The 25,928-nt window shown below is 47.1% G+C and carries 23 protein-coding genes; 12 read left to right on the top strand and 11 right to left on the bottom strand.

Translation table 11 applies throughout. The features are described from left to right. Positions 1–205: 205 nt before the first annotated feature. Genes B3K42_RS08775 through B3K42_RS08745 form a run of 7 tightly spaced genes read right to left on the bottom strand, consistent with a single transcriptional unit; the run spans position 206 to position 8,225 of the window. Positions 206–1,219 carry an ABC transporter ATP-binding protein gene (locus tag B3K42_RS08775; RefSeq protein WP_110991149.1) on the bottom strand — a complete coding sequence of 338 codons (1,014 nt, stop codon included), beginning with the start codon at positions 1,217–1,219 and terminating at the stop codon, positions 206–208. Then, positions 1,216–2,193: an ABC transporter ATP-binding protein gene (locus tag B3K42_RS08770; RefSeq protein ID WP_110991150.1), complete on the bottom strand. Its 978-nt coding sequence runs from the start codon at positions 2,191–2,193 to the stop codon at positions 1,216–1,218. The genes B3K42_RS08775 and B3K42_RS08770 overlap by 4 nt, the downstream gene beginning before the upstream one ends. Then, positions 2,190–3,281, bottom strand: coding sequence for an ABC transporter permease (locus tag B3K42_RS08765; RefSeq protein WP_110991151.1), 1,092 nt, complete (start codon positions 3,279–3,281; stop codon positions 2,190–2,192). The genes B3K42_RS08770 and B3K42_RS08765 overlap by 4 nt, the downstream gene beginning before the upstream one ends. Before the next feature lies 1 nt (position 3,282). Next, entirely contained in the window at positions 3,283–4,251 is a 969-nt protein-coding gene (locus B3K42_RS08760; RefSeq protein ID WP_110991152.1) for an ABC transporter permease, read from the bottom strand. A 56-nt stretch (positions 4,252–4,307) separates the two neighbouring features. Further along, complete coding sequence (locus B3K42_RS08755; RefSeq protein WP_110991153.1) at positions 4,308–6,053, bottom strand: ABC transporter substrate-binding protein; 1,746 nt, start codon at positions 6,051–6,053, stop codon at positions 4,308–4,310. 40 nt (positions 6,054–6,093) lie between these two features. After that, the gene (locus B3K42_RS08750) at positions 6,094–7,209 is read right to left on the bottom strand and encodes an anhydro-N-acetylmuramic acid kinase (protein ID WP_110991154.1); all 1,116 of its coding nucleotides are present in this window, start codon (positions 7,207–7,209) and stop codon (positions 6,094–6,096) included. After that, positions 7,206–8,225, bottom strand: coding sequence for a serine hydrolase domain-containing protein (locus B3K42_RS08745; RefSeq protein WP_110991155.1), 1,020 nt, complete (start codon positions 8,223–8,225; stop codon positions 7,206–7,208). Before B3K42_RS08745 ends, B3K42_RS08750 begins: the two co-directional genes overlap by 4 nt. Positions 8,226–9,082: 857 nt before the next feature. On the opposite strand from B3K42_RS08745, the gene nagZ reads away from it, so the two are divergent. From nagZ to B3K42_RS08725, 4 genes are read left to right on the top strand one after another with little or no spacing between them, the layout of a single operon-like run. Further along, positions 9,083–10,621, top strand: a complete 1,539-nt coding sequence (gene nagZ, locus B3K42_RS08740) for a beta-N-acetylhexosaminidase (RefSeq protein ID WP_110991157.1) — start codon at positions 9,083–9,085, stop codon at positions 10,619–10,621. 1 nt (position 10,622) lies between these two features. After that, positions 10,623–11,531, top strand: coding sequence for an N-acetylmuramic acid 6-phosphate etherase (gene murQ / locus B3K42_RS08735; protein WP_110991158.1), 909 nt, complete (start codon positions 10,623–10,625; stop codon positions 11,529–11,531). Next, positions 11,528–12,253: a GntR family transcriptional regulator gene (locus B3K42_RS08730; protein ID WP_110991159.1), complete on the top strand. Its 726-nt coding sequence runs from the start codon at positions 11,528–11,530 to the stop codon at positions 12,251–12,253. Before murQ ends, B3K42_RS08730 begins: the two co-directional genes overlap by 4 nt. Continuing rightward, positions 12,250–13,116 (top strand): BadF/BadG/BcrA/BcrD ATPase family protein, encoded by an 867-nt coding sequence (locus tag B3K42_RS08725; protein WP_110991160.1) that lies wholly within the window; start codon positions 12,250–12,252, stop codon positions 13,114–13,116. The genes B3K42_RS08730 and B3K42_RS08725 overlap by 4 nt, the downstream gene beginning before the upstream one ends. On the opposite strand, the gene B3K42_RS08720 is transcribed toward B3K42_RS08725, so the two are convergent. From B3K42_RS08720 to B3K42_RS08705, 4 genes are all read right to left on the bottom strand, one after another. After that, positions 13,103–14,278 (bottom strand): exo-beta-N-acetylmuramidase NamZ family protein, encoded by a 1,176-nt coding sequence (locus B3K42_RS08720; RefSeq protein WP_258367472.1) that lies wholly within the window; start codon positions 14,276–14,278, stop codon positions 13,103–13,105. The two genes, B3K42_RS08725 and B3K42_RS08720, sit on opposite strands and share 14 nt — an antisense overlap. Positions 14,279–14,288: 10 nt before the next feature. Beyond that, positions 14,289–15,116, bottom strand: coding sequence for a carbohydrate ABC transporter permease (locus tag B3K42_RS08715; protein WP_292598322.1), 828 nt, complete (start codon positions 15,114–15,116; stop codon positions 14,289–14,291). A gap of 3 nt (positions 15,117–15,119) precedes the next feature. Next, complete coding sequence (locus tag B3K42_RS08710) at positions 15,120–16,022, bottom strand: carbohydrate ABC transporter permease (RefSeq protein WP_292598321.1); 903 nt, start codon at positions 16,020–16,022, stop codon at positions 15,120–15,122. Positions 16,023–16,083: 61 nt separating this feature from the next. Further along, positions 16,084–17,322, bottom strand: a complete 1,239-nt coding sequence (locus tag B3K42_RS08705; protein ID WP_292598319.1) for an ABC transporter substrate-binding protein — start codon at positions 17,320–17,322, stop codon at positions 16,084–16,086. Positions 17,323–17,846: 524 nt separating this feature from the next. Between B3K42_RS08705 and B3K42_RS08700 the strand changes: the two genes are divergently transcribed. The 8 genes from B3K42_RS08700 to B3K42_RS08665 all read left to right on the top strand — a co-directional run bounded on the left by B3K42_RS08700 (position 17,847) and on the right by B3K42_RS08665 (position 25,906). Next, positions 17,847–18,152, top strand: coding sequence for a cytoplasmic protein (locus B3K42_RS08700; protein ID WP_292598317.1), 306 nt, complete (start codon positions 17,847–17,849; stop codon positions 18,150–18,152). Positions 18,153–18,189: 37 nt separating this feature from the next. After that, positions 18,190–19,224: a 4-hydroxythreonine-4-phosphate dehydrogenase PdxA gene (gene pdxA, locus B3K42_RS08695; protein WP_292598315.1), complete on the top strand. Its 1,035-nt coding sequence runs from the start codon at positions 18,190–18,192 to the stop codon at positions 19,222–19,224. A gap of 305 nt (positions 19,225–19,529) precedes the next feature. Continuing rightward, positions 19,530–20,222 (top strand): PAQR family membrane homeostasis protein TrhA, encoded by a 693-nt coding sequence (trhA, locus tag B3K42_RS08690; protein ID WP_292598314.1) that lies wholly within the window; start codon positions 19,530–19,532, stop codon positions 20,220–20,222. Between the two features lie 184 nt (positions 20,223–20,406). Continuing rightward, on the top strand, positions 20,407–21,393 hold the full coding sequence (locus tag B3K42_RS08685; protein WP_292598312.1) for a LacI family DNA-binding transcriptional regulator: 987 nt from the start codon (positions 20,407–20,409) through the stop codon (positions 21,391–21,393). A 28-nt stretch (positions 21,394–21,421) separates the two neighbouring features. After that, positions 21,422–22,669, top strand: coding sequence for an ABC transporter substrate-binding protein (locus tag B3K42_RS08680; protein WP_292598310.1), 1,248 nt, complete (start codon positions 21,422–21,424; stop codon positions 22,667–22,669). Positions 22,670–22,731: 62 nt separating this feature from the next. Then, positions 22,732–23,631, top strand: a complete 900-nt coding sequence (locus B3K42_RS08675; RefSeq protein ID WP_292598308.1) for a carbohydrate ABC transporter permease — start codon at positions 22,732–22,734, stop codon at positions 23,629–23,631. Further along, a complete protein-coding gene (locus tag B3K42_RS08670; RefSeq protein ID WP_292598306.1) occupies positions 23,628–24,455 on the top strand; it encodes a carbohydrate ABC transporter permease in 828 nt (275 codons plus the stop codon). The genes B3K42_RS08675 and B3K42_RS08670 overlap by 4 nt, the downstream gene beginning before the upstream one ends. 5 nt (positions 24,456–24,460) lie before the next feature. Next, on the top strand, positions 24,461–25,906 hold the full coding sequence (locus B3K42_RS08665; protein ID WP_181419127.1) for a cellulase family glycosylhydrolase: 1,446 nt from the start codon (positions 24,461–24,463) through the stop codon (positions 25,904–25,906). The last annotated feature ends 22 nt before the right edge of the window (positions 25,907–25,928 follow it).

Below are 25,928 nucleotides of genomic sequence, written 5' to 3'. Positions count from 1 at the left end.
GTTCAACGGCGAACCAGTTTCTCTTGCTCTTCCTACAACGAACCCGCTACCCCGAACCACTGTTTCTCGAAAACCCAGATCCTGAACAGGAGCACGAGGATGACAAAATAAGTTCGTTCTGATCAGATTCGCCTTCTTCTCGGTCTCTTGTTCTTCTTACAACTCAGAACTTGGAACTTGCATCTTGCAACTAATTTTCTGCTCTTCAAACCTCTCCCCCCTGTCCTTTGACCTCGGTTTTATGCAGCCAGCAGGCGACTGTATGGCCCTCAGCCACCTCGAAGTTGCCGGGCATTTCTTTACTGCAGATGTCCATTTTGTAGGGGCATCTAGGGTGAAACGGGCATCCAGACGGTGGATTTATCGGGCTAGGGGGTTCCCCTTCCAGTCTGATGTTCTGAAGTTTCCGGTTCTCGGGATCCCAATTTGGAATCGAAGCCATAAGTGCCTTTGTGTAAGGGTGAGCGGGGTTATTGAAAAGCTCCGTTGCTTCGGCAGTCTCCACGACGTTCCCCAGATACATCACCATTATTCTGTCGCTCATGTGGTGCACGACGTCTAGGTTGTGTGAGATAAAGATGTAGGACATCTCGCTTTCGTCCCTCAACTCCTGCAACAGGTTTATTATCTGACTCTGAACGGAAACGTCGAGGGCAGAGGTGGGTTCATCGCAAATAATCAACCTCGGTCCAACCGAGATCGAACGGGCTATCGCGATCCTCTGCCTCTGTCCCCCGGAAAACTCGTGAGGGTAACGCTGGGCGTATTCGGGATAGAGGCCCACTTTCATCAGAAGCTCTCCCACATAATCCTCTGCTTCATTCTTGGATAAGAGGTTGTGTGCCTCGATCGGTTCCCTTATAATATCCCTTACCGTCATTCTGGGGTTAAGAGAATCGAAGGGATTCTGAAAGATCATCTGAACATCTCGTCGAAACTTCGAGCGCACGTTCTTTCCAAATCCTTTTGTTATGTCGTGTTCTTCTCCGTTTTCGTCATGGTAGACTATCTTCCCGCCGGTCGGCTCGTAGATCTTCACTATCGTCCTGCCCAGAGTGCTCTTTCCGCAGCCGGACTCCCCAACTACTCCGATTGTCTCTCCCCTGTTTATCTCAAGGGTAACCGACTGCATTGCCCTTACATGGCCGACAACCTGGAGGAAGACGCCGGCCTTTATCGGAAAGAACTTCTTAAGTCCTTCGGTAGAAAGTATCTTCATTTTTCAGATCCCTCCTCGAAAAGCCAGCAGGCAGCAGTGTGGCCGTCACCAACATAGAATTCGGGCGGATCTTTCTCTCGGCAGATCTCCATCGAGTGAGGGCATCTCGGATTGAATCGACAGCCCTCTGGAAACTCATATGCCCTGGGAACGTATCCTTCGATGTAAGGCAGTTTCTTTCCCTTGAAGGATCTCATCACTCTGGAGTTCAGCAAGCCCTTTGTGTAAGGATGAGAGGGGGATGAATAAAGCTCATTCACCCCTGCCTTCTCGACGATCTTTCCGGCGTACATGACGTGAACCCTGTCGGCCAGTTCGGCAACTACCCCGAGATCATGGGTGATGAAGATTATCGAACTGCCGAATTCGCCCTGGAGCTCTCGCATAATGTTTAGAACCTGTGCCTGTATTGTGACATCCAGTGCGGTGGTTGGTTCGTCGGCGATGATTATCTCTGGATTTGTTATTAGGGCCATCGCAATCATTATTCTCTGTAGCATGCCGCCGCTCATTTCGTGGGGATACTCCTTGTATCTCTTCTCGGGTTCAGGAATGTTGACTCTGCGTAGAATCGAAATAATCTCCTCATATGTTCTGCCTTCGTTCCATGGCATGTGAGCTCTTGCCACTTCTGTCAGTTGGTATCCTATGGTGAAGAGAGGATCGAAAGTCGACATCGGTTCCTGGAATATCATGCTGATTTCTCTGCCCCTGATGTCTCTGTATGCACTGTTTGGAAGTCCAACTAGATTCTTATCCTTGTAGAAGATCTCTCCTTCAACCTTTGCGGGAGGAACCTTGATAAGACCAAGTATAGTCTGTACGGTCACGCTCTTTCCACAGCCTGACTCTCCGACCAGAGCTAGAATCTCTCCCTTTTCAAGGTTGAAACTGATGTCGTCTACGGCCTTGACCAGACCATCCGGAGTTCTGAAATACGTCTTTAGATTCTTGACTTCTAGGATTGTGCTCATACTTTTTCCACCGCCCTGTAAGGATCAACGGCATCTCTTAAGGCATCTCCGACGAAGTTGAAGGAGAGGACCGCGACGATTATGAAGATTCCAGGAATCATCAGCCAGGGATGAGCCTCTAGTTCAGATAGGGACTGCGCCTGTTTCAACAACAATCCCCAGCTGGTCATAGGTTCCTTTATGCCAAGGCCAAGAAAACTGATTGCGCTCTCGCCCAAAATCATTCCCGGTATTGAAAGAGTCGAAACGACTATTAGATAGCTGATCGTGTTTGGGATGAGGTGACGAGTTATTATCTTCATGTTCGATACACCGGATACTTTGGCAGCCAGAATAAACTCTTTCTCTCTAAGGCTCAAGACCATCCCCCTCACAACACGAGCAACCCCCATCCAGCCTATTAGCGACAGAACGATTACGATTCCGAAGTAAACCCACGTGCTCGGCCACTGCGGGGGCAGTATTGTAGCAAGAGCCAGCCATAGAGGTATTCTCGGGAAAGATCTCAGTAGCTCTATGAAACGCTGTATCAGGATGTCGATAGTTCCGCCATAGTAACCGGAAAGGGCCCCTACGATAGCACCAATAAAAACGCTTATCAGGGTGCCCACAAGGCCCACGGTCATCGACACCTTGCCTCCTACAAGGACTCTAGAGAAGAGATCTCTTCCAAACCTGTCTCCTCCAAAGAGAAGTATCATTGCCACATCCGATGACTCCTCGACTCCAAACAGATGAAGATCGGTCTTAAAAAGCCCCCAGAAAGTGTATTCTTCACCCCTTACGAAGAGCTTTATCGGTACTACGTTGCTCTTGTCTTCAGTGAATTCCAGTCTATAGGTAACGGGATTTCTGAGCTTGGTCATTCCGTACACGAAGGGGCCCCGCCATTTTCCCTCTTCGTCGAAGAAACGGATTTTCGAAGGAGGAGCGTACACGAAGTTTCTATGCGCCGTTATGTAGTTGTAAGGAGCTATGAAATCGGCGAATATAACCAGTAAGTACATGATCGAAAGAGCAATAAGCCCAATGACTCCCAATCTATGCTTAAAAAAGTTTCTTGCGATTCGTTCTTTAGTGCTCTGCATGTCAGCTCATCCTTATCCTTGGATCGAGAACGGCTAGAGCAATGTCTGCAAGAAGATTCCCGATCTGGGTTATGATGGCTATGAACATCAAAAATGTCATAACTAAGTATTGATCGTGATTAAGAAGCGCATTGTAGAAGAAGGGTCCCATTGTCGGAAGGTTCAATACGATAGCGGCGATGATAGTTCCGCTGAACACGTTCGGTAGCTCCGTTCCGGCTATGCTGACCATAGGATTTAGGGCGTTCTTGATTGCGTGCTTTCTAACGGTTTTCTCATCGAGACCGTGGGCTCTAAGGGAAGTAACGAAAGGAGAAGAGACCACATCGAGCATGTTTCCGCGCATTACCCTCATAAGCCCAGCCAAACCGCTCATCCCAACGACTATGAGAGGGACCCAAATGTGTTTCAGAAGGTCTACAAGTTTTGCCAGACTGAAGGGCGCCCCGACAAACTGGGGCGAAAAGAGGCCCCCTATTGATGTCGCCCCCATCTGCAGCATTAGATACATCAAAATTAGAGCCATGAAAAAATCAGGTATGGAGACTCCTATGAAACCAATAACGGTTAAGGTGTAATCCCCAAATGAATATGGATGTAGCGCCGAATAGATGCCCATAGGAACTGCAAGAATCCACTGGAATACAATCGCCCCAAGTGCAATAAATACAGTCCAACCCATGCGTTCCCATATCAACTCTCCAACAGGTCTCTGGAAGGCGAAAGAGTATCCAAAGTCTCCGCGGGTGACGATTCCCTTTATCCAGTTCCAGTATCTGACATGTGCGGGTTCGTCTAGGCCGAGGTTCTTTCTAAGCAGTTCGATCTGTGCCGGTGAGATTCTCGGATTATCAAGGTACTGGCTTATGAAATCGCCCGGCTGAAGCTCGGTAATCACGAAGCAGATCACAGATATGAAGAACATCATTGGAATCATGATAAGCAATCTTCTTGCGATAAAAGACCACATGACCTTCCTCCAGAGAAGTAAAGCGGGAGGAGAATCTCCTCCCGCAAATTAAGCGCCTATTTCTTAAATACAGTCCAGGAAGCGTAAGAGAGAAGACCCTCTTCGTTCTGTTCGACATTTCCAAGAGACTTGTTGGCAGCATAAAGATTCATACCTTTACACACAAATATCACGGGCAAGTACTCTGCGTAAATCTCCTGCCATTCGTCGTAGAAGGTCTTTCTGACTGCGTGGTCCATTGCGACTTGACCGAGCTCAAAGAGCTCATATACTCTCTTCTCCCAGTCAAGCATGTTCTCGAATATTGGAAGATTTGTCTCGGGATCCCTTGTTGTTCTGTGCCAGTAATACAGTTGTGTGCCCGGCTGCCATATGGCCTTTCTCAACTGAGGATCGGGTTGGTTTCCGAATGCCCTGATTCCAACTTCGAAACTACCTGCACCGAACATCTGGCCGGTAAGAGAACTATCAAGTATCTGCAGGTTTACCTTAATTCCTATGCTAAGTAGATCCTGGGAGTATATGTAGGCGATATCCTGATATTCTTGAGGAGCGCTCTGAAGAGTCAGGACGAACTCGAACTTGCTTCCGTCCGGGTACTCTCTCAGACCATCACCGTTGACGTCCTTGAAGCCTAATTCGTCAAGGAGCCTTGCTGCTTCGGCAAGGTTGAAAGGTCTGCGAATCTCTTCGATCTTTGGATTGTAGAAGGCCTTGTTCGAAGGAAGCACAGGCACTCCTCCAAGAACGGCCAGTCCATTGTAAACCTCATCGATAATTCTCTCTCTGTCCAGAGCATACTCCATTGCCTGGCGGAACTCGGTGGTTCTGAAAACCTCTCTGAGTTTCGGGTCCTCGGCATCGAAATTGAAGGCAATATGAATCGGGCTTGGAGTAGGCTGAGTGGGCTCGGCAAGGAAAACTCTGAATGGACCACCGGCAAGTTCTCTCTCCTTCAGTATTGGGAAGTCATTTCCCGAGACGGCCATGTAATCAAGCTCGCCGGCCATGAACTTCGCCAGTCTTACCTGAGCGTCACTCACGATAACGTATTCAACCTTGTCGACATATGGCAGTTTGTTTCCGTGAGAATCGACCTTCCAGTAATTGGGGTTCTTCGTCATAACTACTTTCTGATCGATTATGTATTCCGAAAGAACGAACGGACCGTTTGCCGGGATCTCGCTTGGAGGAGTGTTTGTCAGCCATAGATCATTAACGGAGTCTGGCCTGTCTTTGTCTATCTTGTCCTCAAGCGCATGTGAGGGGTAGATATAAGCGTGCGAGAGAACGGTGAAAAAAGCTGCGTAAGGTGCGGGAAGAATCGCTTTGACCGTTCTGTCGTCTACCTTCACCCACTTTATGGGCTGAGCTTCGATCGTGAAGCGGTCAACCGAGTTTCCCCTTGCGACCGGGTTCATGATGAAGTACTTGAAGGTGAAGATTACATCGTCTGCTGTAAGGGGCACCCCATCTGACCATTTCACATCTCTCAGATGAAAAGTGACCTCTTTGTTATTCTCCGAAACGTCCCAAGACTCTGCCAGGGCCGGTCTGATTGCTGATGTAACGGGATGAGCCTCTACAAGTCCCGTTAACATCTGACCCACCACCGTGTATGCGTTGTTGTCAAGGGTTCCGTAGAAGTTGAATGATTGGGGAGATCCGGTAAGCGCTAGATATAGAGTACCTCCCATCTTAGGATTTGGATCCGGTGTAAGCAGAGTATCTTCCACAAATGGAGCTGCCATTGACATGGCGGTGAAAAGAACTGCGAGAACTAACAGAAAGATTCGCCTCACTGTAAAAACCTCCTTTTTGTTTTCTCTCCCGTCAGGGAGATCAAGGTAAAGCCAGTTTTCCTAGAACAACTCTCTTTCTCGCTCCCGTTACAGATGGAACGTTTGCTTCTACCCCGTTAAAGAACTCCTGAGCTAGAACTGCCATGCCCATCGCTTCCTTTGCCTGTAAGAAGGTTCTGTCAGGCACTTCTACATCAAAGCCGCTCAGTTGTTTAAGGTCCTCGATCATAACGGGGTTAAGGGCTCCTCCTCCCGTAACTACGATTCTTTTCCCCAAAGGTAAATATGAATTGATGCTTTGAACTAACTGGAATACGCTGAACCTAACGAGTGTTCTAACAAGGTTTTCCGGAGAGGAGACGGAGATCCCCTCCAGGAAGGCTTCGTTGTAGACCTCTCTTCCCGTCGATTTCGGGGGTTTCCTCTCAAAATATTTTCGGTCTCTCCCTATTAGAGCGTCGAGTATCTCGCTGTTCACAGAGCCCCTGGTCGCGATCTTGCCGCCTTTGTCAAACTCCTTGTTGAAATTCCTTTTTACTACTAGATCTATCAGGCAGTTGGCTGGACCTGTGTCAAAGGCCTTCACGTCTTCAAGTTTCTCAGCCACATAAGTTACGTTCGCTATTCCACCTAGATTTACTGCGTAGATGCCGCTTTCAAAATAGATCCAATCGAAATAAGGGATGATAGGTGCTCCCTCTCCACCGAAAACCATGTCCTTCTTTCTGAAATCAAAGACAACCGGAAGGCAAGTCTCAGAAGACACGATATCCGCTTCGCCAATCTGAAGAGTGGCATGCACCGCAGGGTCGTGGTAAACGGTCTGTCCGTGGTATGCGATTGCCTCAACTTTGACTTCTGTCCTATCTAGAAAGGACTTGATTGCGTTTGCGTGCTTTTTCCCGATGAGGAAGTTCATCCAATTTACTCTGTCTACACCCGAAAGCGACGGGTCGAAGGTTCTTACTATCTCATCCTGGAGCCGGGATTCGAACTGAACGGAAGAATGCTCGAGAAGCTTCACCTTCATGGACTTACCGCTCCCGGAGCAATTCACAATGGCAAGTTCCAAACCATCGGCCGACGTTCCCGACATGACTCCGAGAATGTTTCTTGAATAGCTGGAGAGAAGATCTCTTATCTCATTCCAGATCATCCGAGGCTCCCAAATATGAGGTTGTGTAAGCGCCTTCTGATTCTTTGCATTTGAGGTATAGTGTCTCTCCGGCTGATGTTCGTTCGGTTGGAGAGAAGAACAACGAATAGCCCCGTGGCGGGATCTGCCCATATTGAAGTCCCTGTGAATCCGGTATGACCAAAGGCCTCTTCTCCGAGCATGTCACCTGCACTGGAGCCCCTTGCGGGTGCCATCCAGCCTAGATGCCGTTTGCTTTCTCCAATTGATACTGTTTCAGAGATGAACGTTTCAAAGACCCTCGAAGGTACAAGTCTCGCATACATTAGACTGGAGACGAACCTGAAAAGATCTTCCGCCGATGAAAAAACGCCGGCATTTCCGCTTACTCCACCGAGATAATATGCTAGTTCGTCATCCGGCAAACCCCTTAGAACCTTTCCTTCCCGTTCGCTTGTCGGTGCCACGTGATCGAGGTCCTTCGGCAGATATGAGGTCGAATTCATCCCGAGCGGTTCAAAAACCTCCTTTGAACAGAACTCGTCGAATTTGATGGAGGTGACTTTCTCGACAACGGCCATGAGAGTTATGAAATTAAGACATGAATAGTTTATTTTTTCCATTGGTCCAGACTCTGGCTCTAGTGAGATTATGGAATCCAGCAACTCCCTTCCCTTGATTTCTCGCCAAGCTTCAGAATAGGGCTGCATCCCCGAGGTATGGGTTAGCAGATGGAAAATTGAAATTCCCTTCTTTGATTCGGGTACATCGAAGAAATCTCCAAGTGTATCCCAGAGAGAAAGCTCTCCACGCGAGACGAGAAGCATTATCGCGCTTGTGGTTGCAACCACCTTGCTTAAGCTCGCGATGTCGTACACCGTTTCAAGTGTCGTGGGAATATTGTCGTCTACCGCGATGAATCCGTAGGCCTTCTTGTAAAGGACCTCGGTATCCTTCCCTACTAAAACTACGGCTCCCGGGTACACTGCTTTTTCAATACCGCACGAGACTATTTCATCAACTTTATTCCAGATCAAAATGAACCTCCTTATGTTTTACGTTAACCGTCAACGGTCCGCCGTCCGGGAAAAGCAGTTGCAGGTTCTTAGTTCCAAGTTGCAAGCCGCAGGCCCGAAAAAAACGTCAAACGCCGTCATGCTGGAAGCAGAGCCGTCCTTGGTCCTTCGTCCAAGAACATGGACCCGTCCTTCGAAAGAGTAGTTGCAAGTTGTCAGTTCCAAGTTGCAAGCTCTAAAGTAAAGAAACGTCAGATAACTCGTTCTAAACATGAGGTCCGTTCTTGATGTATTCAACACACCCCGTCGACGATGGAGCCCTCTCGAGAGGGGAGTAAAGAGCTTTTCAAGATCCCAGATCCTTACTTGCCCTCATTGCTTTTCCCTTCTCTCTACTCTCTGAATAATGGTTTGACCAAGAACGAAGAACAGATCCTCGCTCTGGAACGAATAACAGGTTTCCCTTGCCAAACGGATAACCGCTCAACGGCGAACCAGTTCCTTTGCTCTTCCTACCACGAACCCGCTACCCCGAACCACTGTTTCTCGAAAACCCAGATCCTGAACAAGAGCACTTCAGGATGACAAAATAAGTTCGTTCTGATCAGATTTGCCTTCTTCTCGGTCTCTTGTTCTTATTACAACTAAGAACTTGGAACTTGCAACTGATCCTATGCTCTTCCAACAGCAATGCTAACCCATTTTCGCTATGTATACAAGTTTTTCCTGGCACACTTATACGGAACTACAGTTGAATAAGATCGATGAGCAACGGAATCGAAGGTTATGTATATTCATACTATACAAATAGATAATTGACAATACAAGTCTCCAGAATTTAGAATGGTAGTGTATCCATAATTAAGGAGCAGATGAAGATGAATCTAGATGAAGCCGTAGGACGGCTCTTTCTGATTGGAATCCCGGGTCCTGAGATTGATAGCGAGACCGAAAGGACACTTCGAGAAGTGAAGCCCGGGGCTATTATTCTCTTCTCGAAAAATATCGTTGATTCAGCACAGATAAGAGACTTGGTCGATGAAATTGAAAGAGTTCTTGGATACAAGCCTGCAATAGCTATAGATCAGGAAGGCGGAATCGTAAGCAGACTCAGGGAGGGCTTCACCGTTTCTCCGGGTGCGATGGCGATAGCAGCTACCGGAAATGTTGAGAATTCATCAATTGCTGGGAGAATTATGGCTAGAGAGATGAACGCCATAGGTGTGAACTGGAATCTCGCTCCCGTTGTCGATATAAACTGCAATCCCAAAAACCCGGGAATTGGCATTAGAAGCTTTGGCGATTCTCCTGATCAGGTGATAGCATATGCGAAAGCCTTTGTCGAGTCAATGAAAATCGAAGGAGTAATGAGCTGTCTAAAACATTTTCCAGGTAAGGGGAGGGTAGATGTAGATGCTCATCTAGATCTTCCCACTCTTGATGTACCGTTTTCCACGCTCGACTCTTGCGAGCTCAGGCCATTCAGGGAGATTACGGCAGATTCATTTATGCCTTCTCATATATACTTTCCTCAGCTTCAAGCCAATCGAGTTCCGGCTTCCATGTCGAAGGAGATCTTGACAGACCTCGCTCGTGGCGTACTGAACTATGAGGGGGTTCTTGTTGCAGATGATCTTGGTATGGGGGGTGTGAGCAATTATTTCTCACCCGAGGAGGCTGCCATCGAAGGCCTCAAGAACGGGATGGACTACCTTACATACTGCCACGAACCGGAAATTCAGAGGAGAGTTAAGAGGTATTTGACAAGGAAGATCGAAAGATTCTCCGAGCTAGAAGCCCGACTGCAAGAGTCGCTAAAGAGGGTGGAGAGTTTCAGGATGAAGGCGGTAGCATCTGCGAGAAACTCGCTTGATGAGATCTCTTCCTCTGAAAATCAGAGAGCGATGCAGGAGATCTCAGACAAATCTATAACAGCTATTCTCAACGATGAGTCTCTCCTACCTCTGCCTCTCAGCAGTGTAAGCGCTATTTACTCTGTGAGACTGTCTAGATTAGTTCAGGTAGAGGACGGTCCTCAAAGAGGTGTCCCCGCAGTTGCAAGGGAGATTGCTCAGATGATCGATTGCCCGGTGATCGACTATGCAGCTGGAATGACAGTTGAAGAAGCAGATAAGTTGGCTTTAAGTGCCCCGGGAAAGGGTATAAGATTAGTCTTCACAGAGAATGCTCATCTCAATGATGGACAGAGAGAATTCCTCATAAGGCTTTCGCAGAGAACGGGAAGAACACTGGTAATAGCTTTGAGAAATCCATACGATGCTTTCATAAAAGGTGTGAACAACTGCGTTCTAAGTTATGGTTACGAAGGAGTTTCGCAGAGGAGTATCCTTAAGGTTATTAAGGGAAGGATAGCTGCCGAAGGAAGACTCCCGGTTAGCATACCGCAGGAGGTCTGAGATGAAGTTTGATAAGCTGGAAACAGAGGGAGCAAATCCCAGGACAAAGAATCTGGATGAACTATCGACGTACGAGATGCTTAGAATAATGAATGAAGAGGATGCAACGGTTCCTCTATCAGTGAGAGATGTCCTGAAAGAAGTCGCTTCTGCGGTTGAGCACTGCGTGAACTCCATTGAATCAGGTGGGAGAATCGTCTATGCCGGTGCGGGTACTAGCGGTCGACTAGGAGTACTGGATGCGGCAGAAGTCGTTCCGACTTTCGGCGTTTCCAAAGATCTCTTTGTAACACTCATGGCAGGAGGTCAGGAAGCTTTAGCCAACCCTGTCGAACACGCTGAAGACAGCACTGAACAAGGCGAAATGGAGGCAATAAAGGTCGGAATATCGCGAAAAGACGCCGTGATCGGAATTTCGGCATCGGGGAGAACGCCGTACGTGGAGGGTGTTCTTAAGTATGCGAGAAAGCAGGGAGCCAAAACGATCATAATTTGTAATGTTGGAAAACCTTATCTCGCGGAGTTTGCTGATGTGACAATAGCGGTAAGAACAGGTCCTGAAGTAGTAACCGGCAGCACGAGATTGAAGGCCGGTACGGCTCAGAAGCTGGTTCTTAATATGATCAGCACTATCACTATGGTAAAGGTTGGCAGAGTCTTTGGGAACTACATGATAGGGGTGAAGATTCTCAATCGAAAGTTGGTCGATCGAGCAACTAGAATAATTTCTGAGATTAGCGATCTCTCTTATGAAGAGTCCGAGAAGATATTGGAGGCCTCCGGTAGGGAGGTCCCTCTCGCGATTCTCATGGCTCTTACGGGTCTCGGAAAAGAAAAGTGTGAAGACTCTCTCAAACGCAACAGGGGCCATGTGCGCTCGGCTCTCAAAGAACTCGGAGGAGTGAATTGAGAGAAACCGGTACACCGGTTTACTACCGGATTTATAAGGAACTGAAGCGTCGAATAAGTAAGGGGGTCTATTCGAAGAAGATTCCAACCGAAAAGGAGCTCTGCAATGAATTCAGCGTCAGTAGGCTTACTCTTAGAAGAGCACTTGACGAGCTAAAAAGAGAGTATGTAATTGAGTCATCGAAGGGTCGCGGAACATTCGTTGTTGAACAGAAACACGAGGAGAGTATCAGCTCGCTTACTGGTTTTACGGAAGAGGCAGCTAGAGAAAAGCTTAGAGCCAGCTCAGTAGTGTTAAGTGTTGGTCTTGTTGTTCCTCCTGATGAAATTGCTAAGAGTTTCGGTGTTCCCGCTGACGGTATGGTGGTGTTTCTGCAGAGAGTGAGATACCTGAATGACGAACCATACGGAATTGAGATGGCTTACTTGAATCCTCTGGCAGATATCAGGATCCTCAACATAGTCAGCAGAGATATGAGTGTAGAGTCTCTGTATGCTATTCTTAAGAATGAACTGTCGCTAGTTCTTGATCACGCTCAGGAAAACATTGAAGTCTGCAGACTGTCCAAAGAAGAGGCATGCCATCTTCATGTTGAAGAGGGTAGCTACGGGATAGCTCGTGAAAGACAGACATTCACAAATAAAAACTTATGCGTTGAAATAGTCAGATCCGTATACAGAGGGGATCGCTACAGACTAAAGGTTGTGAGGAGAGTAGAATGAGCAAGAAGATACTTGCAATGGACGGAGGCGGCACTAATCTTAGAGTGACTGCCATTTCAAGTGAAGGGAAGAAAAGGAAAAATTATAACACGGGAGTAAATATCACTGCAGTCAGTACCAGTAATCTTGTATCGATCTTCTCATTAGTCCGCGACGATATTTGGGTTCCGGACGTCATACTTGCAGCGTTCTCCGGTGCCGGAGATAGAATTCGCGAAAGAAAGCTGAGACAAGCATTGGAATCTGTTTTCAGAGACTCAGAAATTGAGGTAATTATGGATATTGAAGGCTTGTACAGAGCTGCGGTTGGCGAAGAAAGAGGCGTTGTTGTTGTTTCAGGTACTGGTTCAACGGTTTATGGTCATGACGATGCAGGCGAAGCGGTAAAGTCAGGTGGCTGGGGACACATTTTTGATGATGAGGGAAGCGCCTACTGGATCTCGAAAGAGTTGATCGTCGCTTCTCTTAAGTACAGGGATGAGCTGATTCCTCACGATCCCGTTTTCGATCAACTTGTCGATTTCTTTGAAACGGATAACATAGAAGAACTTGTCAACCTTACGCTTTTGCCAGACATGAAGACAAAGATTGCCTCTTTTAGTAGAGTTGCACTTGAAGACCCTTCCGAATTGGTTAAGATTGTAGCGGATGAAGGGATCGAAGTACTTGCTAAGAGAACCCTCAGAGTTCTTGAAAAAACCGGTGAGGTTGACACAATACACACCTTTGGCGGCTCTTTTGCCTCCGCTTATTACAATGAAAGATTCTCGGAGATGATAAACAATCACAGAACCTCACTTTTCACCGGGAATGTTGATGAAATACTGGCCGAACAGATGTTTGAGAAGCTCAATAGATCCTGAATTCTCTTGTTAAACTCTCAAACTCTCTTTGCTCATCTTTCCATAACTCGGAAAGCTCCGCTGAAGTTGCCCCTTGAAGCAGTTTTTCTCTATACTGCTCTTCTCCTATTATCAAGTCGAAATGATACCTGCCGTCCCACATCTTGTTGAGTGGGATGCTGGTTCCATGATAGTGCACATCCCAGTCGAATTTTCCCGGCCACAGCTTCATAAGAATGGCGATAATGTCTAGAGCAAGTTCCAAGGGTTTAATGGCGTTTCTATCTGTAACATAGAACTCAAGACCATTACAGGACTGGTCTTGCAGCTTGAATGCTCCCGGAATGAAACTCCTCTCTCTAAAGGCAACACCGGGATGATCAAGTTTCTTCAGTTCCTCATAAAGTGGTGCGGAGTCGATCCATGGCGCTCCTATGTATTTGAAGGGGTGGACAGTGCCGCGCCCCATAGATAGGTTCGTGCCCTCGAAGAGGCAGAAACCCGAGTAAAGTATTGCGTGCTCAAGCGAGGGAATATTCGGGGAAGGCGTGCTCCACAGGTGACCGGTCTGATCATAGTACATATATTTCTCATAATTCTCCATCGGCACTACTGTAAGATCTGCACCGATATCGAAGATCTTGTCGAAGTACTTCGCAACCTCACCAACGGTCAAGCCATACCTCAGGGCAAGACCATACCCCCCGACTATGCTGTCGAGCCTCTTCTTTATTGTGGGGCCCACGACCTTACATGAAAGCGGGTCGGGTCTGTCGAGAACTACTACCTCTATCCCCCTTTTCGCACACTCCTCCATTGAATAGACGAGGGAATAGAGATACGTATAGAATCGAAGGCCGACATCCTGAATGTCGTAAACGAAGGCATCGATTCCAGAGAGCATCTCCTCTGTTGGTCGTATCACATCTCCGAAGAGCGAAAAGATCGGTATACCATATTTGGCGTCCACCGCGTTGCCGACGCTAACTCCATCGGCCGCGGCTCCCGAGATACCGTGCTCGGGACCGAACAATTTCACGATATTGAAGCCTGCGTTAAGCATGAGGTCGACGTTGATTCTCAGATCCCCATTGACACCGCTAGAGTTGGTTAGCAACCCGATCCGTTTCTTCTTCAGTATGTCGCTCTCTAAGAGACAGTCGATTCCAAGCTTCACTTTCACACCCAGCACCTTACTTTATTGCTCCCTGAGTCATGCCCGTTATGAACTGCCTCGAGAACAACAGGAAGAGTATTATCGTTGGAGCGACGGCCAGCGTAAGCCCCGAGAACAACAAGTGCCACTGGTTCACATACTCCCCGAAGAAGATCGAAACGGCCAGAGTAATTGTCGCCTTCGATCTATCCGTGATGAAAATAAGCGGGAAGAAGAAGTCGTTCCATACGTTGACGAAGCTGACGATCGAGACTATCGACAGAGCCGGCTTGACCAGAGGAAGAATAATCCTCCAGTAAATCTGCATCGGAGAAGCTCCGTCGATTCTTGCAGCTTCTGAAAGCTCGTTAGGGACTCCGTCAATGAAATTCTTGAGAAGGAAGACAGAGAACGGAATATTGACGGAGGTGTAGATTATTATCAGTCCAACTAGAGAGTTCGTGAGATGGAAGTTTCTAAGCAGTATGAATATCGGAATTATTGCGAGCCTTGCAGGAAAGGCTAGACCCAGCATCGAGTATATGAAAAGAAATCTCCTTCCCCTGAAGGTGTACTTGGAAATCGCATAGGCAAACATCGAGGAGACAATTACAATTCCAATGACAGAAGTACCGGCAACAATCAGACTGTTCTTGTAACCCGTCCCTATTCCGGCCTGCTGCCATGCCTTCGAATAGTTTTCGAACAGGACTTTCGACGGGAATGAAAACGGTTGCAAATAGATCTCTCTCATTGACTTAAGAGAGTTCATGATCATAATGAAAAACGGAACTAGAATGATCAAACAGTAAACGACCAGAAGGAAGTAAACTACGATTTTTCCGAAAAGGCTAAGCTTCAGCATGCTTCATGCACTCCTTTGTCTCTTCTCGACGATGTAGACATACAGTATCGAGACGGGCATGACTATGGTAAAAATAAAGACCGTTACCGAAGCTCCCAGCCCCATATCAACAGCCCCGCTACCAAGCCCCCCGAAGGCCGTCCTGTAGAAAAGCGTCCCGAGAACGTCCGTAGATCTGTATGGACCAGCCTGCACGCCTTCCAGAGCATATACCATGTCGAATATATTGAAACTCCAGATGAAAATGAGAATCGCTAGTGTTCTGAAAGTGGAAAATGTTAGTGGGAATATTATTCTCCACGTAATCTTCCAGTTGTTTGCGCCATCAATATAAGCGGCCTCTATTAATTCTGGCGATATATCAAGTATCGCTGCAAGAATAACGAGTACATAAAACCCAAGGTTTCGCCACACATTTACAAGAATTATCGTTGTAAGAGCTGTGTTTGCCTGACCTAACCAGGGTTGGGCCAAACTCCCCAGTCCAATAGTTCTCAAGAACTGGTTTACCAGTCCTGCCTGAGGATTCAGGAAGAGAACCCACATAAATCCAACAAGAACTAGAGGTATCATGTTCGGTATGTACGTTACTACTCTGAATGCTCCAGCTCCCTTTATCTTGCTTGCCAGCATTAAAGCAATTAAAAAGCCCAGTCCAAGTTCGAGAATCGTTAGCATTATGAAGAAGTAGACATTGTGGAAGAAGGCGTTGAACAACTCTTTGGAAAAGCTTCCAGTAAAAAGCGTCCGGAAGTTCTTTAAACCGACGAAGGTCCTCGCCCCCACTCCCGACCAGCTGAAGAAGCTCAGTATGAGGCTGTCGATCAGTGGGTATATTATAAACACAGAGTACAGAATCAGGGCAGGTAAGATGAAAACAAGAAGGTATCTAAGTTTAATCTGCATCTTCGTTCTCCTCAATGAACTCTTCCCCGCCAGTCGGCGGGGAAGAGAAGAAATCTGTCGTTTACTGATTCATCAAAGGCGGGTACCACTGAGATATTGCATCCTGAGCCATCTGTGAGAGTCCTTCGGGGGTAAGCTGGCCTGCGTAAAGAGCTTGCATTCCCGGGCTGAGAACGTCGTCATACAGAGAAGGCTTCTGTGTTGTGAAGACAGATCCTACCCAATAGACCCATGGGGAAGCGTTGTTGTTGTAGACAGCTAGAACTTCTTCCAGTAGAGGATCCGGTGGGATTTTTGCGCCTACGACGGCAGGAATATTGTAAGTGATTCCGGCGAAAATCGTACCGAATTCAGGTGTGGCGCAGAACTTGAGTATCTCTTTGGAGTCCTCGAGGTTCTTGACATTAGATGTCAATGCTATGGCTCCGTCGAGATAAGTGTAGGCATAGGGTGTCTGGTCCTCGGTGAGTGGTGGAACCATGAAATATCCGACATTGAGATCGGGATTTAGATCTTTCCATGTCTGGTAACCCCAGGCGCCATAGAATACCATCGCTGCCTGACCAAACGCGAAGGCAGCGTCCTGATCGACCGTCGTGTTTCCCATGAAACCGTCCTGATAATAAATCTTCAGATCGTTGAGCCTCCTGTTGAGATCGGTGAACTTGGGATCGAGGAAGTTGGTTTCGCCGTCTGTCAGAGCCTTTATCCAGTCGGGTCCAAGAATGCTGACACCACACATTGCGTGCTGCATTGTGAGTGCCCACGCTTCCTTCCCATAAAGGAAGAAAGGTGTGATTCCCTTGTTCTTGATAACTTCAGCGTTGGCGACTAATTCATCCCATGTTGCAGGTTCCTCTAGTCCGAATTCTTCGTAAAAGTCTTTGTTGTAGAATATTCCAACTACCTGCACTGCAAAGGGAACTCCGTAAACCTTGTCTTCCCAGGTAACTGAGTTTAGAGCGGCCTGCGGGAAGTTGGACATATCCGTAAACTCGTCGACTGGCAGGTAAAGGCCATTCTCGATCAGAACCTGAGTTCTTCCTCCGGGAAGTCTTCTGGAGTAAACGATATCCGGACCTTCGCCGGTCTGGAGAGCAAGGGCGACCTTCGAGTCGTATTCCGTCGGTGCGAAGGCCGTGTATTCGATCGTGATGTCGAGACCTTTGCTCTTCAAGGCCGCTTCGACTTCTTTCCATACCTGAGCGTCCTGAGTTCGCCAGCTCCAGATTGTGACTTTGCCGGAAAAGGCGCTTACGGCAATGATCACGACCAAAGTCAGTAACAAGAGTTTCTTCATACTTTCCCCTCCTACAAAATAAAATTGAGAACATCTTACGGTATAACACAATAGACATATCACAGATCAAACAAAATCCGGTAAAGACCGCGCTTGCCGTTCATAGAAAACGTAGAAGAACAAAAACTTATGCCTATATTGTTAGTATGATTATACAATATGTACCAATCCAAAATAAAACTCCGAAAACCATTGCACAGGCAAGATCAGTAGAGCTCATTGCCAGAATTCAGCACTATGCCGGCCTCAATGCAAGACAAAAGAGATCAATCCTGCAAAATTCCATTTCCCGCGCAAACAAACTACTTATACTGAGACAATATCAGAAAAGCTTCACACAAGAACATCCATAAATCCCGGGCTAAATTGAGACTACTTGTTCAAGAGTGTGGTTTAGGTGGGAAATTGACTTCATGAAATCAGACTAATCAGATAGAATCATAATAAGAGTAGTAAAACACGACATCAGATGATCCCGTCAACCGGAATTTCGTGATCACTGCATTGTCTCTTGGAGGTGGCAGATGGAAAGAGTTACCGTAACCATTGAGGCCAGTATGGAAAGTACTGTTGATAACTTCCTGTTGATGAGACACAGAGATGTCGAGTACCTAAATGAGGCGCTTGTCACGGATGATTTCGAAAGAATGATGGATATTGCGAAAGACTTGAATAAAGAGGGAAGATGCTGCGGGTTTGACTTCATTTCTTCGGTAGGAACGAAGCTCTTTGCCGCCGCCTCTGAGAAGAACAAGCTGGCCGCCGAAATCTGCGTGGACCTTTTCAGCTGGTATATGACGAGAATCAGGACGGAAGTATTCGGAGAGTGAAAGGGCTTCGGACTAGGAGACATCTGGGAGGTAGTGTTTGATTCTGAAACCTATGGAGCAGCCGGTTCTACCGGAAAGGATATCAGAGAAGCCGGCAATAGCCATCCCCGTTGGTGATCCTGCGGGGATTGGGCCGGAAATCGTGTCGAAGGCCATCGCCAATAGGGAAATCTTCGAGATCTGCAGGCCGATAGTGATTGGCGAACTCAGGACTCTTCAAAGAGAAATAGACAGAAACCATCTCGGCATGAAGATAGAGACAGTCTCCGAGATAACCGATCAGACGGAATTCTCTCCCGGAACTCTCTCTTTGGTCGACATGGGAACGCCGGATAGACTTCCGGAATATGGAAAAGTCGATAGAGTCTGCGGAAGAGCGGCTTTTGAATATCTCAGGAAGGCGGTTGAGCTGGCGGAAGAGGGGAGGATATCTGCAATCACAACCGCCCCGATAAACAAGCTTTCGATCAAGGCTGCAGGAATACCTTACGCGGGGCACACCGAGATTCTCGGCGCCCTGACGGAGACAATAGATCCCCTGACGATGTTCGAAATCGCGGGAGAGATGAGAGTTTTCTTCCTATCCAGGCACGTATCGCTCATAAATGCCTGCAGAATGGTGAAGAAAGACAGGGTCTACAACTATATACTCAGATGCGAAGTGGCTCTGAAACAGCTGGGTATACAGCGGACGAAGCCGATCGGTGTAGCTGCTCTTAACCCTCATGGGGGCGAAGGAGGTCTCTTCGGAAGAGAAGAGATCGAAGAAATCATCCCGGCAGTCGAGCTTGCAAGAAAGAAGGGCATAGAAGTTGTTGGCCCAGTAGGTGCCGATTCGATCTTCAATATGGCGAGGAAGGGTGCTTTCTCCGCCATTATCTCTATGTATCATGATCAGGGACACATTGCAACTAAGACCCTCGATTTCGAGAGGACGGTCTCGATAACCCTGGGAATGCCGATTCTGAGGACTTCCGTAGATCACGGGACGGCCTTCGACATAGCCGGAAGGGGAATTGCCGATCCCTCAAACCTGATTGAAGCAGTAAAAGCCGCGGCTCGCTATTCGTAGATTCATCAATCTTCTTAATTTGGTTTCTTTGATACCCAACAGACTTCATGACAGTCCATATGAATAGCTTGACATCATGCCCGTCTGCTTTTCTTCAAGGCTTCTAGCAAAAGTGAATTGATTTTTTCATATCTGTTCTCTTGATTTCTCGACTCGCGTTTCATCCGATTTTCTCCACGCGTATTTCGAGTAGCTGCTTTTTGATGCAACGTTACAGAATGCTCGTGAAGAATATTGCTTCCCCGTAGCGAAGTATGGAATGGGCTATAATAGAAGATAAAATACTTTTCCAGAAAGGATTTTCCATGAGTACAATTGAAGGCCGAAGAGTCGACCCTATGGTCTCAAGCGAGAACTCAAATGAAGGATTCAATGCGATTAGTCACATAGTTGCAGCGGTCCTTGGACTTGCTGGACTGGTGCTCTTGATAGTTTTCTCTGCAATTCAGGGCAAATGGTTACATCTTGTAAGTTTCGCCATATACGGGACGACTGTAGTTGTCTCAATGACCTTGAGCGGTCTTCTTCACTTCTTCCTGTGGTTCAGAAAGTACTACAAGGTCTTCGCGATCCTCGACCACAGCGCGATATACTTGCTTATAGCCGGCACCTATACGCCATTTTGTCTGGTTGTTGTTGGAGGCTGGGTTGGCTGGACTGTTTTTGGAGTAATCTGGGGCCTTGCCTTCCTGAATGTGGCACTGAAGTCTTTATTCTTTTCGACAATGCCTCTCTGGCTATCGATGGCGGGCTATCTCTCAATGGGATGGCTGTCGCTCGCCTTGGTCTACAGCGTGTACATAAGGCTGGGGCTTTCGGCCATCTTGATGCTTCTTCTCGGCGGCGTTTTTTATACGGTTGGTGCAGTGATTTTCATTAGAGAGAAACCGAATCCATTTCCAGGGAAATTTGGGAATCATGAACTATGGCATATTCTGGTCATGCTCGGTAATCTCACTTTTCTCATGATGATGTTTTTCTACGTTTTGCCTTACTAGAGACTACCATCACAAGATATTAACAGAATAACCGAGTCATTCTGCATTATTCGACCATAGATATCCAAGAACGCCGATAATCGTTCTAGAATTGTTTTGGACCTAAGTTACTAAGATGTTAGAATAAATGCAAACGTTTCCGCAAACGTTTGCGGCATCGTTGGTGAATTTGGAGGTGCCCCGAATGGCTAGAATCACCATAAAGGATGTTGCAAAGTCACTTGAGCTTTCAGTATCAACGGTTTCTCGAGCCTTGAATGATAAAGAGGATGTTGATGAGAAGACGAGAGAGAAGGTTAAAAACAGAGCCAGGGAACTTGGTTACACGCCAAACATGATGGCAAAGGCGCTAAAGGGAAAGGTGCTTGGGTTGCTCGGAGTAATAATCGATGACAATACGAACCCTTTTTATGCGGAAGTCGTTAAGGGTATGGAGAGAGAAGCTAAGAAGCATGGATTCCACCTTCTTCTTGTGAATACTGCTGCCGATTACGAGGAACAGGTCTTTGCGATCGAATTCTTGCAGAATAAGGGAGTAGACGGAATCCTGATCGCTCCTGTCGATGATACGAAGCCTGTCGAGATGGATGGCATCAAGGTACCTTTTGTAATAGTCGGTAGGCACTTCGAGAAGAGCGGTTTCTGTGAAGTCTATAATGATGAGGAACTTGGGGGGTACATCGCAACGCGACACTTGTTGGAATCGGGGCGCTCAAATGTCATCACAGTTCAACCGGATATGAATATCTTCCCTACCCGGGGAAGAAGTCTCGGCTACAGAAAGGCGCTGCAGGAATACTCGACTGAGCTGGCAAATTCGGCCATCGAACTCAAATCTTCTCCGGAAAACGCCGGGAAGGCTGTTCTAGAGTATCTTGAATCCGGCGGTGCTTGCGATGCAGTATTCGCCTACAACGACATGTATGCTCTGGAGATAATCGCCCTACTACGTTCTAAGAGTATAAGAGTTCCGGAAGAGATCGCGGTGGTCGGATATGACGACATACCCTATTCGGTTTATGTATGTCCAAAGCTTACTAGCGTTGCGCTTGATAAGGATTGGCTTGGAAGAACCAGTACCGAGATGCTAATCAAGATGATCAAAGGCAAGAAAATTAGAGAGAAGATATATGTGCAGAAACCTGTTCTCAGAGTTAGGGACTCTGGGTAGGAATAACCGAACAAGGGAGGGGTTTTTTGTGAAGAAGCTGTTTGTTTTCTCATTGTCAGCCTTACTTTTATTCTCAGTCTCTGCTTTTGGATTAGTCACTCTCGAATACTGGACGGGTTTTACAGGGCCCGACGGTAGTTTCATGCAGGAACTTGTCGACAAGTTCAACGAAGAACACAAGGATGAGATTCAGGTAAACATGAGCACCATGCTATGGGCGGACTATAATACAAAGGTGCCCATAGCACTTGCGAGCGGAAAGGGACCGGATGTTGGTATTGCCCATGTGGACAACATCAGAAGTTTTGTGAGTCAGGGAATGCTTCTACCTTTGGATGAGTACCTTGAGATCATGAACATGAAAGAGGGAGACATAGTCTCTTCGGTTTGGGATGCCGTTCATGTAGACTCAAGTGTGTACGGAATACCACTTGATGTTCATCCTCTCGTCTTCTACTGGAACAAGGACCTTTTCGAAGAGGCCGGTCTCGATCCCGAGAATCCTCCGACGACTCGAGATGAATTCGTTGAGGCCGCAAAGCTTCTTACTAAGGACACTAACGGAGATGGAACAATCGACCAGTGGGGCACAATGATTCCAGTAGGTTGGCCTAACTACTTCATATGGTTTTCTGCCTTCTTCTCCAATGGGGGAGTGCTGTTCAACGAGGATTTGACGAAGGCCGCCTTCAATAGTCCTGCCGGAATCGATGCAATGCAGTTCTTGGTGGATCTTGTTTTCAAGCACAAGGTTTCGCCAGAAAAGGTACAGGTCGACGCAGACATCGACGCTTTCAAGAGAGGTACCTGCGCAATGGAATTCAACGGAATCTGGATGCTGACTGACTACATGAAAGTTGAAGGACTGAATTTCGGTGCCGGATCGGTCCCACAATTAGGGTCTGAAAGGCCGGCAAACTGGGCCGGTTCCCACACTATGGTCATCTACAAACAGAGAAAACAGGACAAAGAAAGAACTGAGGCCGCTGCCAAGTTTATAAGCTGGATAAGCAATCACAGCTACGAATGGGCACTTGCAGGCCAGATTCCCGCTAACATCTCTGTTCAGAATAGTCCGGAGTTCCAGTCTTTGCCCTATCACAGCACAATTGCCAAAGGTGCTGAATACGTTGTTTTCCCACCTTTCTTCCCAAAGTACGGCGATGCTACAGGACCGATATGGGAAGCGTTGAACCTTACCATTTTGGGACAAAAAACGGTTGAACAAGCTCTTAGCAACGCGGAAAGAATAAGCAACGAAATTCTTCAAGACTAAATGAACCTTATGTCCCTTCCGGAGAGGTTTTTCCGGAAGGGACATTCATCAAGGAGGTTCTCTTGAGAACAAAGAAGGTTGTTCCATATATTCTCATTCTGCCCCATGCTGTGTTCTTTGGCGTGTTCTTCATTTTCCCGTTATTCAAAAGTGTTTATATGAGCCTCACAGAGTGGGGATTGTTTCAAGGCATGATAAAGTATGTCGGGTTGGACAATTACGGGAAAATCTTCGATTTCAGTGGGTACAGATCGGAATACTTCTGGAAGGCAATATGGGTAACCGTTCAGTTCGTTATCTATTCTGTGCCCGTGCTTGTTTTTGTCGCAACCGGGCTGGCTCTTATGCTAAATAGCAAGAAGCTGAAGGCAAAGGGCCTGCATCTTACGGCGACTTTCGTTCCTACGGCGCTCTCCGTAACCGTCGTGGCTGTAATGTGGAGATGGATACTGAACAATCACTCCGGCCTGCTGAACTACGTTCTGAGTTTCTTCGGCATCGGCAAAGTCCCCTGGCTCACAGATCTACCCTGGGTTTGGTTTTCTATTGTCATCGCGACAGTATGGTGGACAGTAGGCTGGAACACCGTGATCCTTCTGGGCGGGCTCAAAAAGATTCCCGATTCACTGTATGATTCTGCCAAAGTCGATGGGGCAAATTCAATTCAAAGGTTTCTCTATGTAACGCTTCCCGGTCTCAAGCAAGTGATGATGTTTGTAGTCATAACTCAGGTACTTGCCGGATTCGGATTGTTTGCTCAACCTCAGCTGATGACTGGTGGGGGTCCTGGGAGGGAGACGATTCCGATAATGCTCCACATTTATGGAGAGGCATTCAATCCTTCGAGGCCGAGAATGGGTTACGCAACAGCCATGTCATTAATCACAGGAGTGATAGTAGTTTCCGTAACCTTCCTCCAGTACTATCTCTTCACAAGAAGTAGCATGGAGGACCGGCGATGAGGAGAAGAGGTTTTGGAATAAACATAGTTGCTTTACTGATCTCTCTCATATTCCTTTTCCCACTTTACTGGACTTTCCTGACCGCATTCAGAACTGAAGCCCAGATACTGGCCTGGCCACCCGACTTCTTGCCAAAAAACCTTACGATTTCTAACTTTAAAGAGGTTCTGTCACATCCTCACGATACTCCGGTTTTTCGGTGGTTCTTGAACAGTGTGATCGCAGCCGTGAGCTACGCAAGCCTTTCAGTGTTTGTGGGGATTCTTGCCGCCTTTGCTCTTGCAAGGTTGAAATTCAGATTCAGAGATACTTATTTCAAGCTGATGCTGGTTTCTATGGCGGTACCTGGGATGATTCACTTTCTTCCCAACTATACTACGGTAGAAGCCTTTGGATGGACTGACAACCTCATCGCGATAATCGTTCCGGGTCTGGCTTCCACTTTTGGAATCTTTCTCTTGAGGCAGTTCTTCATAAGCATTCCGAGAGAAATCGAAGAGGCTTCGATAATAGACGGGGCAAACATCAGGCAGCGAATCCTTTACATTATAGCGCCCCTTGCGAAAGAATCAATAATTATTCTATGGGTAATGAACTTCATGTCCAACTGGAACGACTACTTATGGGCGCTTGTCGTTCTTTACTCTCCTGAGAAGAGGACCATGCCGGTAGGAATCTCGACACTTCAGGGGAAGTACGTTACACAGTACGGCCCTCTGATGGCCGGCGCTCTCTTTGTTGCTGTTCCCTCAATACTGATATTCCTCCTGGTACAGAGGTATTACATTAAAGGAATAGACATAAGCGGTGGAGTAAAGGAGTAATGCTCATGAAGAGACTATTCGTGATTTTCCTATTCTCGGCGGTGGCTTTCAGCGGAATAGCTTCGTTTGTCAAGATATCACCTGCTGGGAAGTATTTCGAACACAACGGAAGAGCGATTGTTCCGGTGGGATTCAATGACGCAATAACCTGGCCCTCACTAATTTCTCTGAGCTATGGAAACAGGAAGGCCGCCGAAGAGTACTTCGAGAAGCTCTCCTACTATGGAGTGAATACACTGAGAATCATGTTCGAATATGCACAGGACAGGTCTGGCCTATCACTTTTCGAGTCACCGCTCGGAACATACAACGACACCGTAATAGGTATATGGGACAACATAATCTCTCTTGCCGAGAAGTACAACATTTACCTTATAATAACGCCCTGGGACCCTTTCTGGATGTATGAAAACTGGGATGTAAATCCTTACAACGCCGACAACGGCGGCCCGATATCTACAATGGCCGAGTTTCTTACAGATGAAGAAGCGCTGGAATGGCAGAAGGCCAGATTTAAATTCATGATCGAAAGATATGGAGCCAGCGAGCAGATTCTTGCATGGGAGCTAAACAACGAAATTGAGTTATGGTACGGTCATATCTTCTATAAGGCAGATTACTCAGTTGGCAATGAAGCGAGAAGATGGATCGAAGAGATCTCGACTTTCATAAGGGCGCTGGAGAGAGATCTCTACGGAGAAACTCATCTCCTGGCAGTCTCGACTGCGAAACCTGCCCTTACGGGTATTCTGTCCGGAAAGCTCTACAGATTCGATCACATTGATTTCTTCACTACACATTTCTATTTTGACACGATAAAAGATCCGAAGGATCCCATGAAGATCGCCGAAGACGTCGTAATGAACATAAATTACCACAATTATCTCTTTAATGATTCTATTCCATTCATGGACAGCGAGAGCGGACCCATAGATCGATGGCCTCAACCCTCCAGATTCGATACAGCCTGTTATAAGGCCTTTTCCTGGGCCCACCTTGCTTCGGGAGGTACGGGAATAGGAATGCGGTGGCCCTATACTTCTCCCCACCTTATGCCTGATTATCTGCTCCAGGTTCTGAAACCGATCTCACAGTTTATAGAGTCCGAAGGAATCGACTGGCTCGATTTTTCGGGAATCAATCTTGATAACGAAATCATAATTAGTTCAGATAAAGATGTATTTCATACATGCAGCGGGAACAATTTTGAAGATCTTACCTCGGCTATTGGATGGGTCGCTTCCAAAGAGACAATTGGAAATGTAGCTATTGAATCTTCTGCTTTTGATGAGGGAACTTACTTACTTGAGATTTGGAGCGACAACTACGAAGGGGATGTGGATTCTTACATTTTAGGCTCTTATGAGTTTGATTCAACAGATGACTTCTCTCTGGAGCTATCGGTAGATCGATCCAGTTTTGCATACAAGATTTACAGGATAGCATCCTGAACTAGGGCAGAGATCAAAGCCA

This window comes from Mesotoga sp. UBA6090 (genome assembly GCF_002435945.1).
Classification (GTDB): Bacteria; Thermotogota; Thermotogae; order Petrotogales; family Kosmotogaceae; genus Mesotoga.
Note: the sequence above shows the minus strand (reverse complement) of the source record. Positions and strands in the feature narration are given on the sequence as shown.

Excerpts from the sequence above, each read along its gene's own strand:
- B3K42_RS08760 (WP_110991152.1), bottom strand. The coding sequence starts at position 4,251 with ATGTGGTCTTTTATCGCAAGAAGATTGCTTATCATGATTCCAATGATG.
- nagZ (WP_110991157.1), top strand. The coding sequence starts at position 9,083 with ATGAATCTAGATGAAGCCGTAGGACGGCTCTTTCTGATTGGAATCCCG.
- B3K42_RS08710 (WP_292598321.1), bottom strand. The coding sequence starts at position 16,022 with ATGCAGATTAAACTTAGATACCTTCTTGTTTTCATCTTACCTGCCCTG.
- B3K42_RS08715 (WP_292598322.1), bottom strand. The coding sequence starts at position 15,116 with ATGCTGAAGCTTAGCCTTTTCGGAAAAATCGTAGTTTACTTCCTTCTG.
- B3K42_RS08725 (WP_110991160.1), top strand. The coding sequence starts at position 12,250 with ATGAGCAAGAAGATACTTGCAATGGACGGAGGCGGCACTAATCTTAGA.
- trhA (WP_292598314.1), top strand. The coding sequence starts at position 19,530 with ATGAGTACAATTGAAGGCCGAAGAGTCGACCCTATGGTCTCAAGCGAG.
- B3K42_RS08700 (WP_292598317.1), top strand. The coding sequence starts at position 17,847 with ATGGAAAGAGTTACCGTAACCATTGAGGCCAGTATGGAAAGTACTGTT.
- B3K42_RS08670 (WP_292598306.1), top strand. The coding sequence starts at position 23,628 with ATGAGGAGAAGAGGTTTTGGAATAAACATAGTTGCTTTACTGATCTCT.
- B3K42_RS08705 (WP_292598319.1), bottom strand. The coding sequence starts at position 17,322 with ATGAAGAAACTCTTGTTACTGACTTTGGTCGTGATCATTGCCGTAAGC.
- B3K42_RS08750 (WP_110991154.1), bottom strand. The coding sequence starts at position 7,209 with ATGATCTGGAATGAGATAAGAGATCTTCTCTCCAGCTATTCAAGAAAC.
- B3K42_RS08765 (WP_110991151.1), bottom strand. The coding sequence starts at position 3,281 with ATGCAGAGCACTAAAGAACGAATCGCAAGAAACTTTTTTAAGCATAGA.
- murQ (WP_110991158.1), top strand. The coding sequence starts at position 10,623 with ATGAAGTTTGATAAGCTGGAAACAGAGGGAGCAAATCCCAGGACAAAG.
- B3K42_RS08770 (WP_110991150.1), bottom strand. The coding sequence starts at position 2,193 with ATGAGCACAATCCTAGAAGTCAAGAATCTAAAGACGTATTTCAGAACT.
- B3K42_RS08775 (WP_110991149.1), bottom strand. The coding sequence starts at position 1,219 with ATGAAGATACTTTCTACCGAAGGACTTAAGAAGTTCTTTCCGATAAAG.
- B3K42_RS08685 (WP_292598312.1), top strand. The coding sequence starts at position 20,407 with ATGGCTAGAATCACCATAAAGGATGTTGCAAAGTCACTTGAGCTTTCA.
- B3K42_RS08665 (WP_181419127.1), top strand. The coding sequence starts at position 24,461 with ATGAAGAGACTATTCGTGATTTTCCTATTCTCGGCGGTGGCTTTCAGC.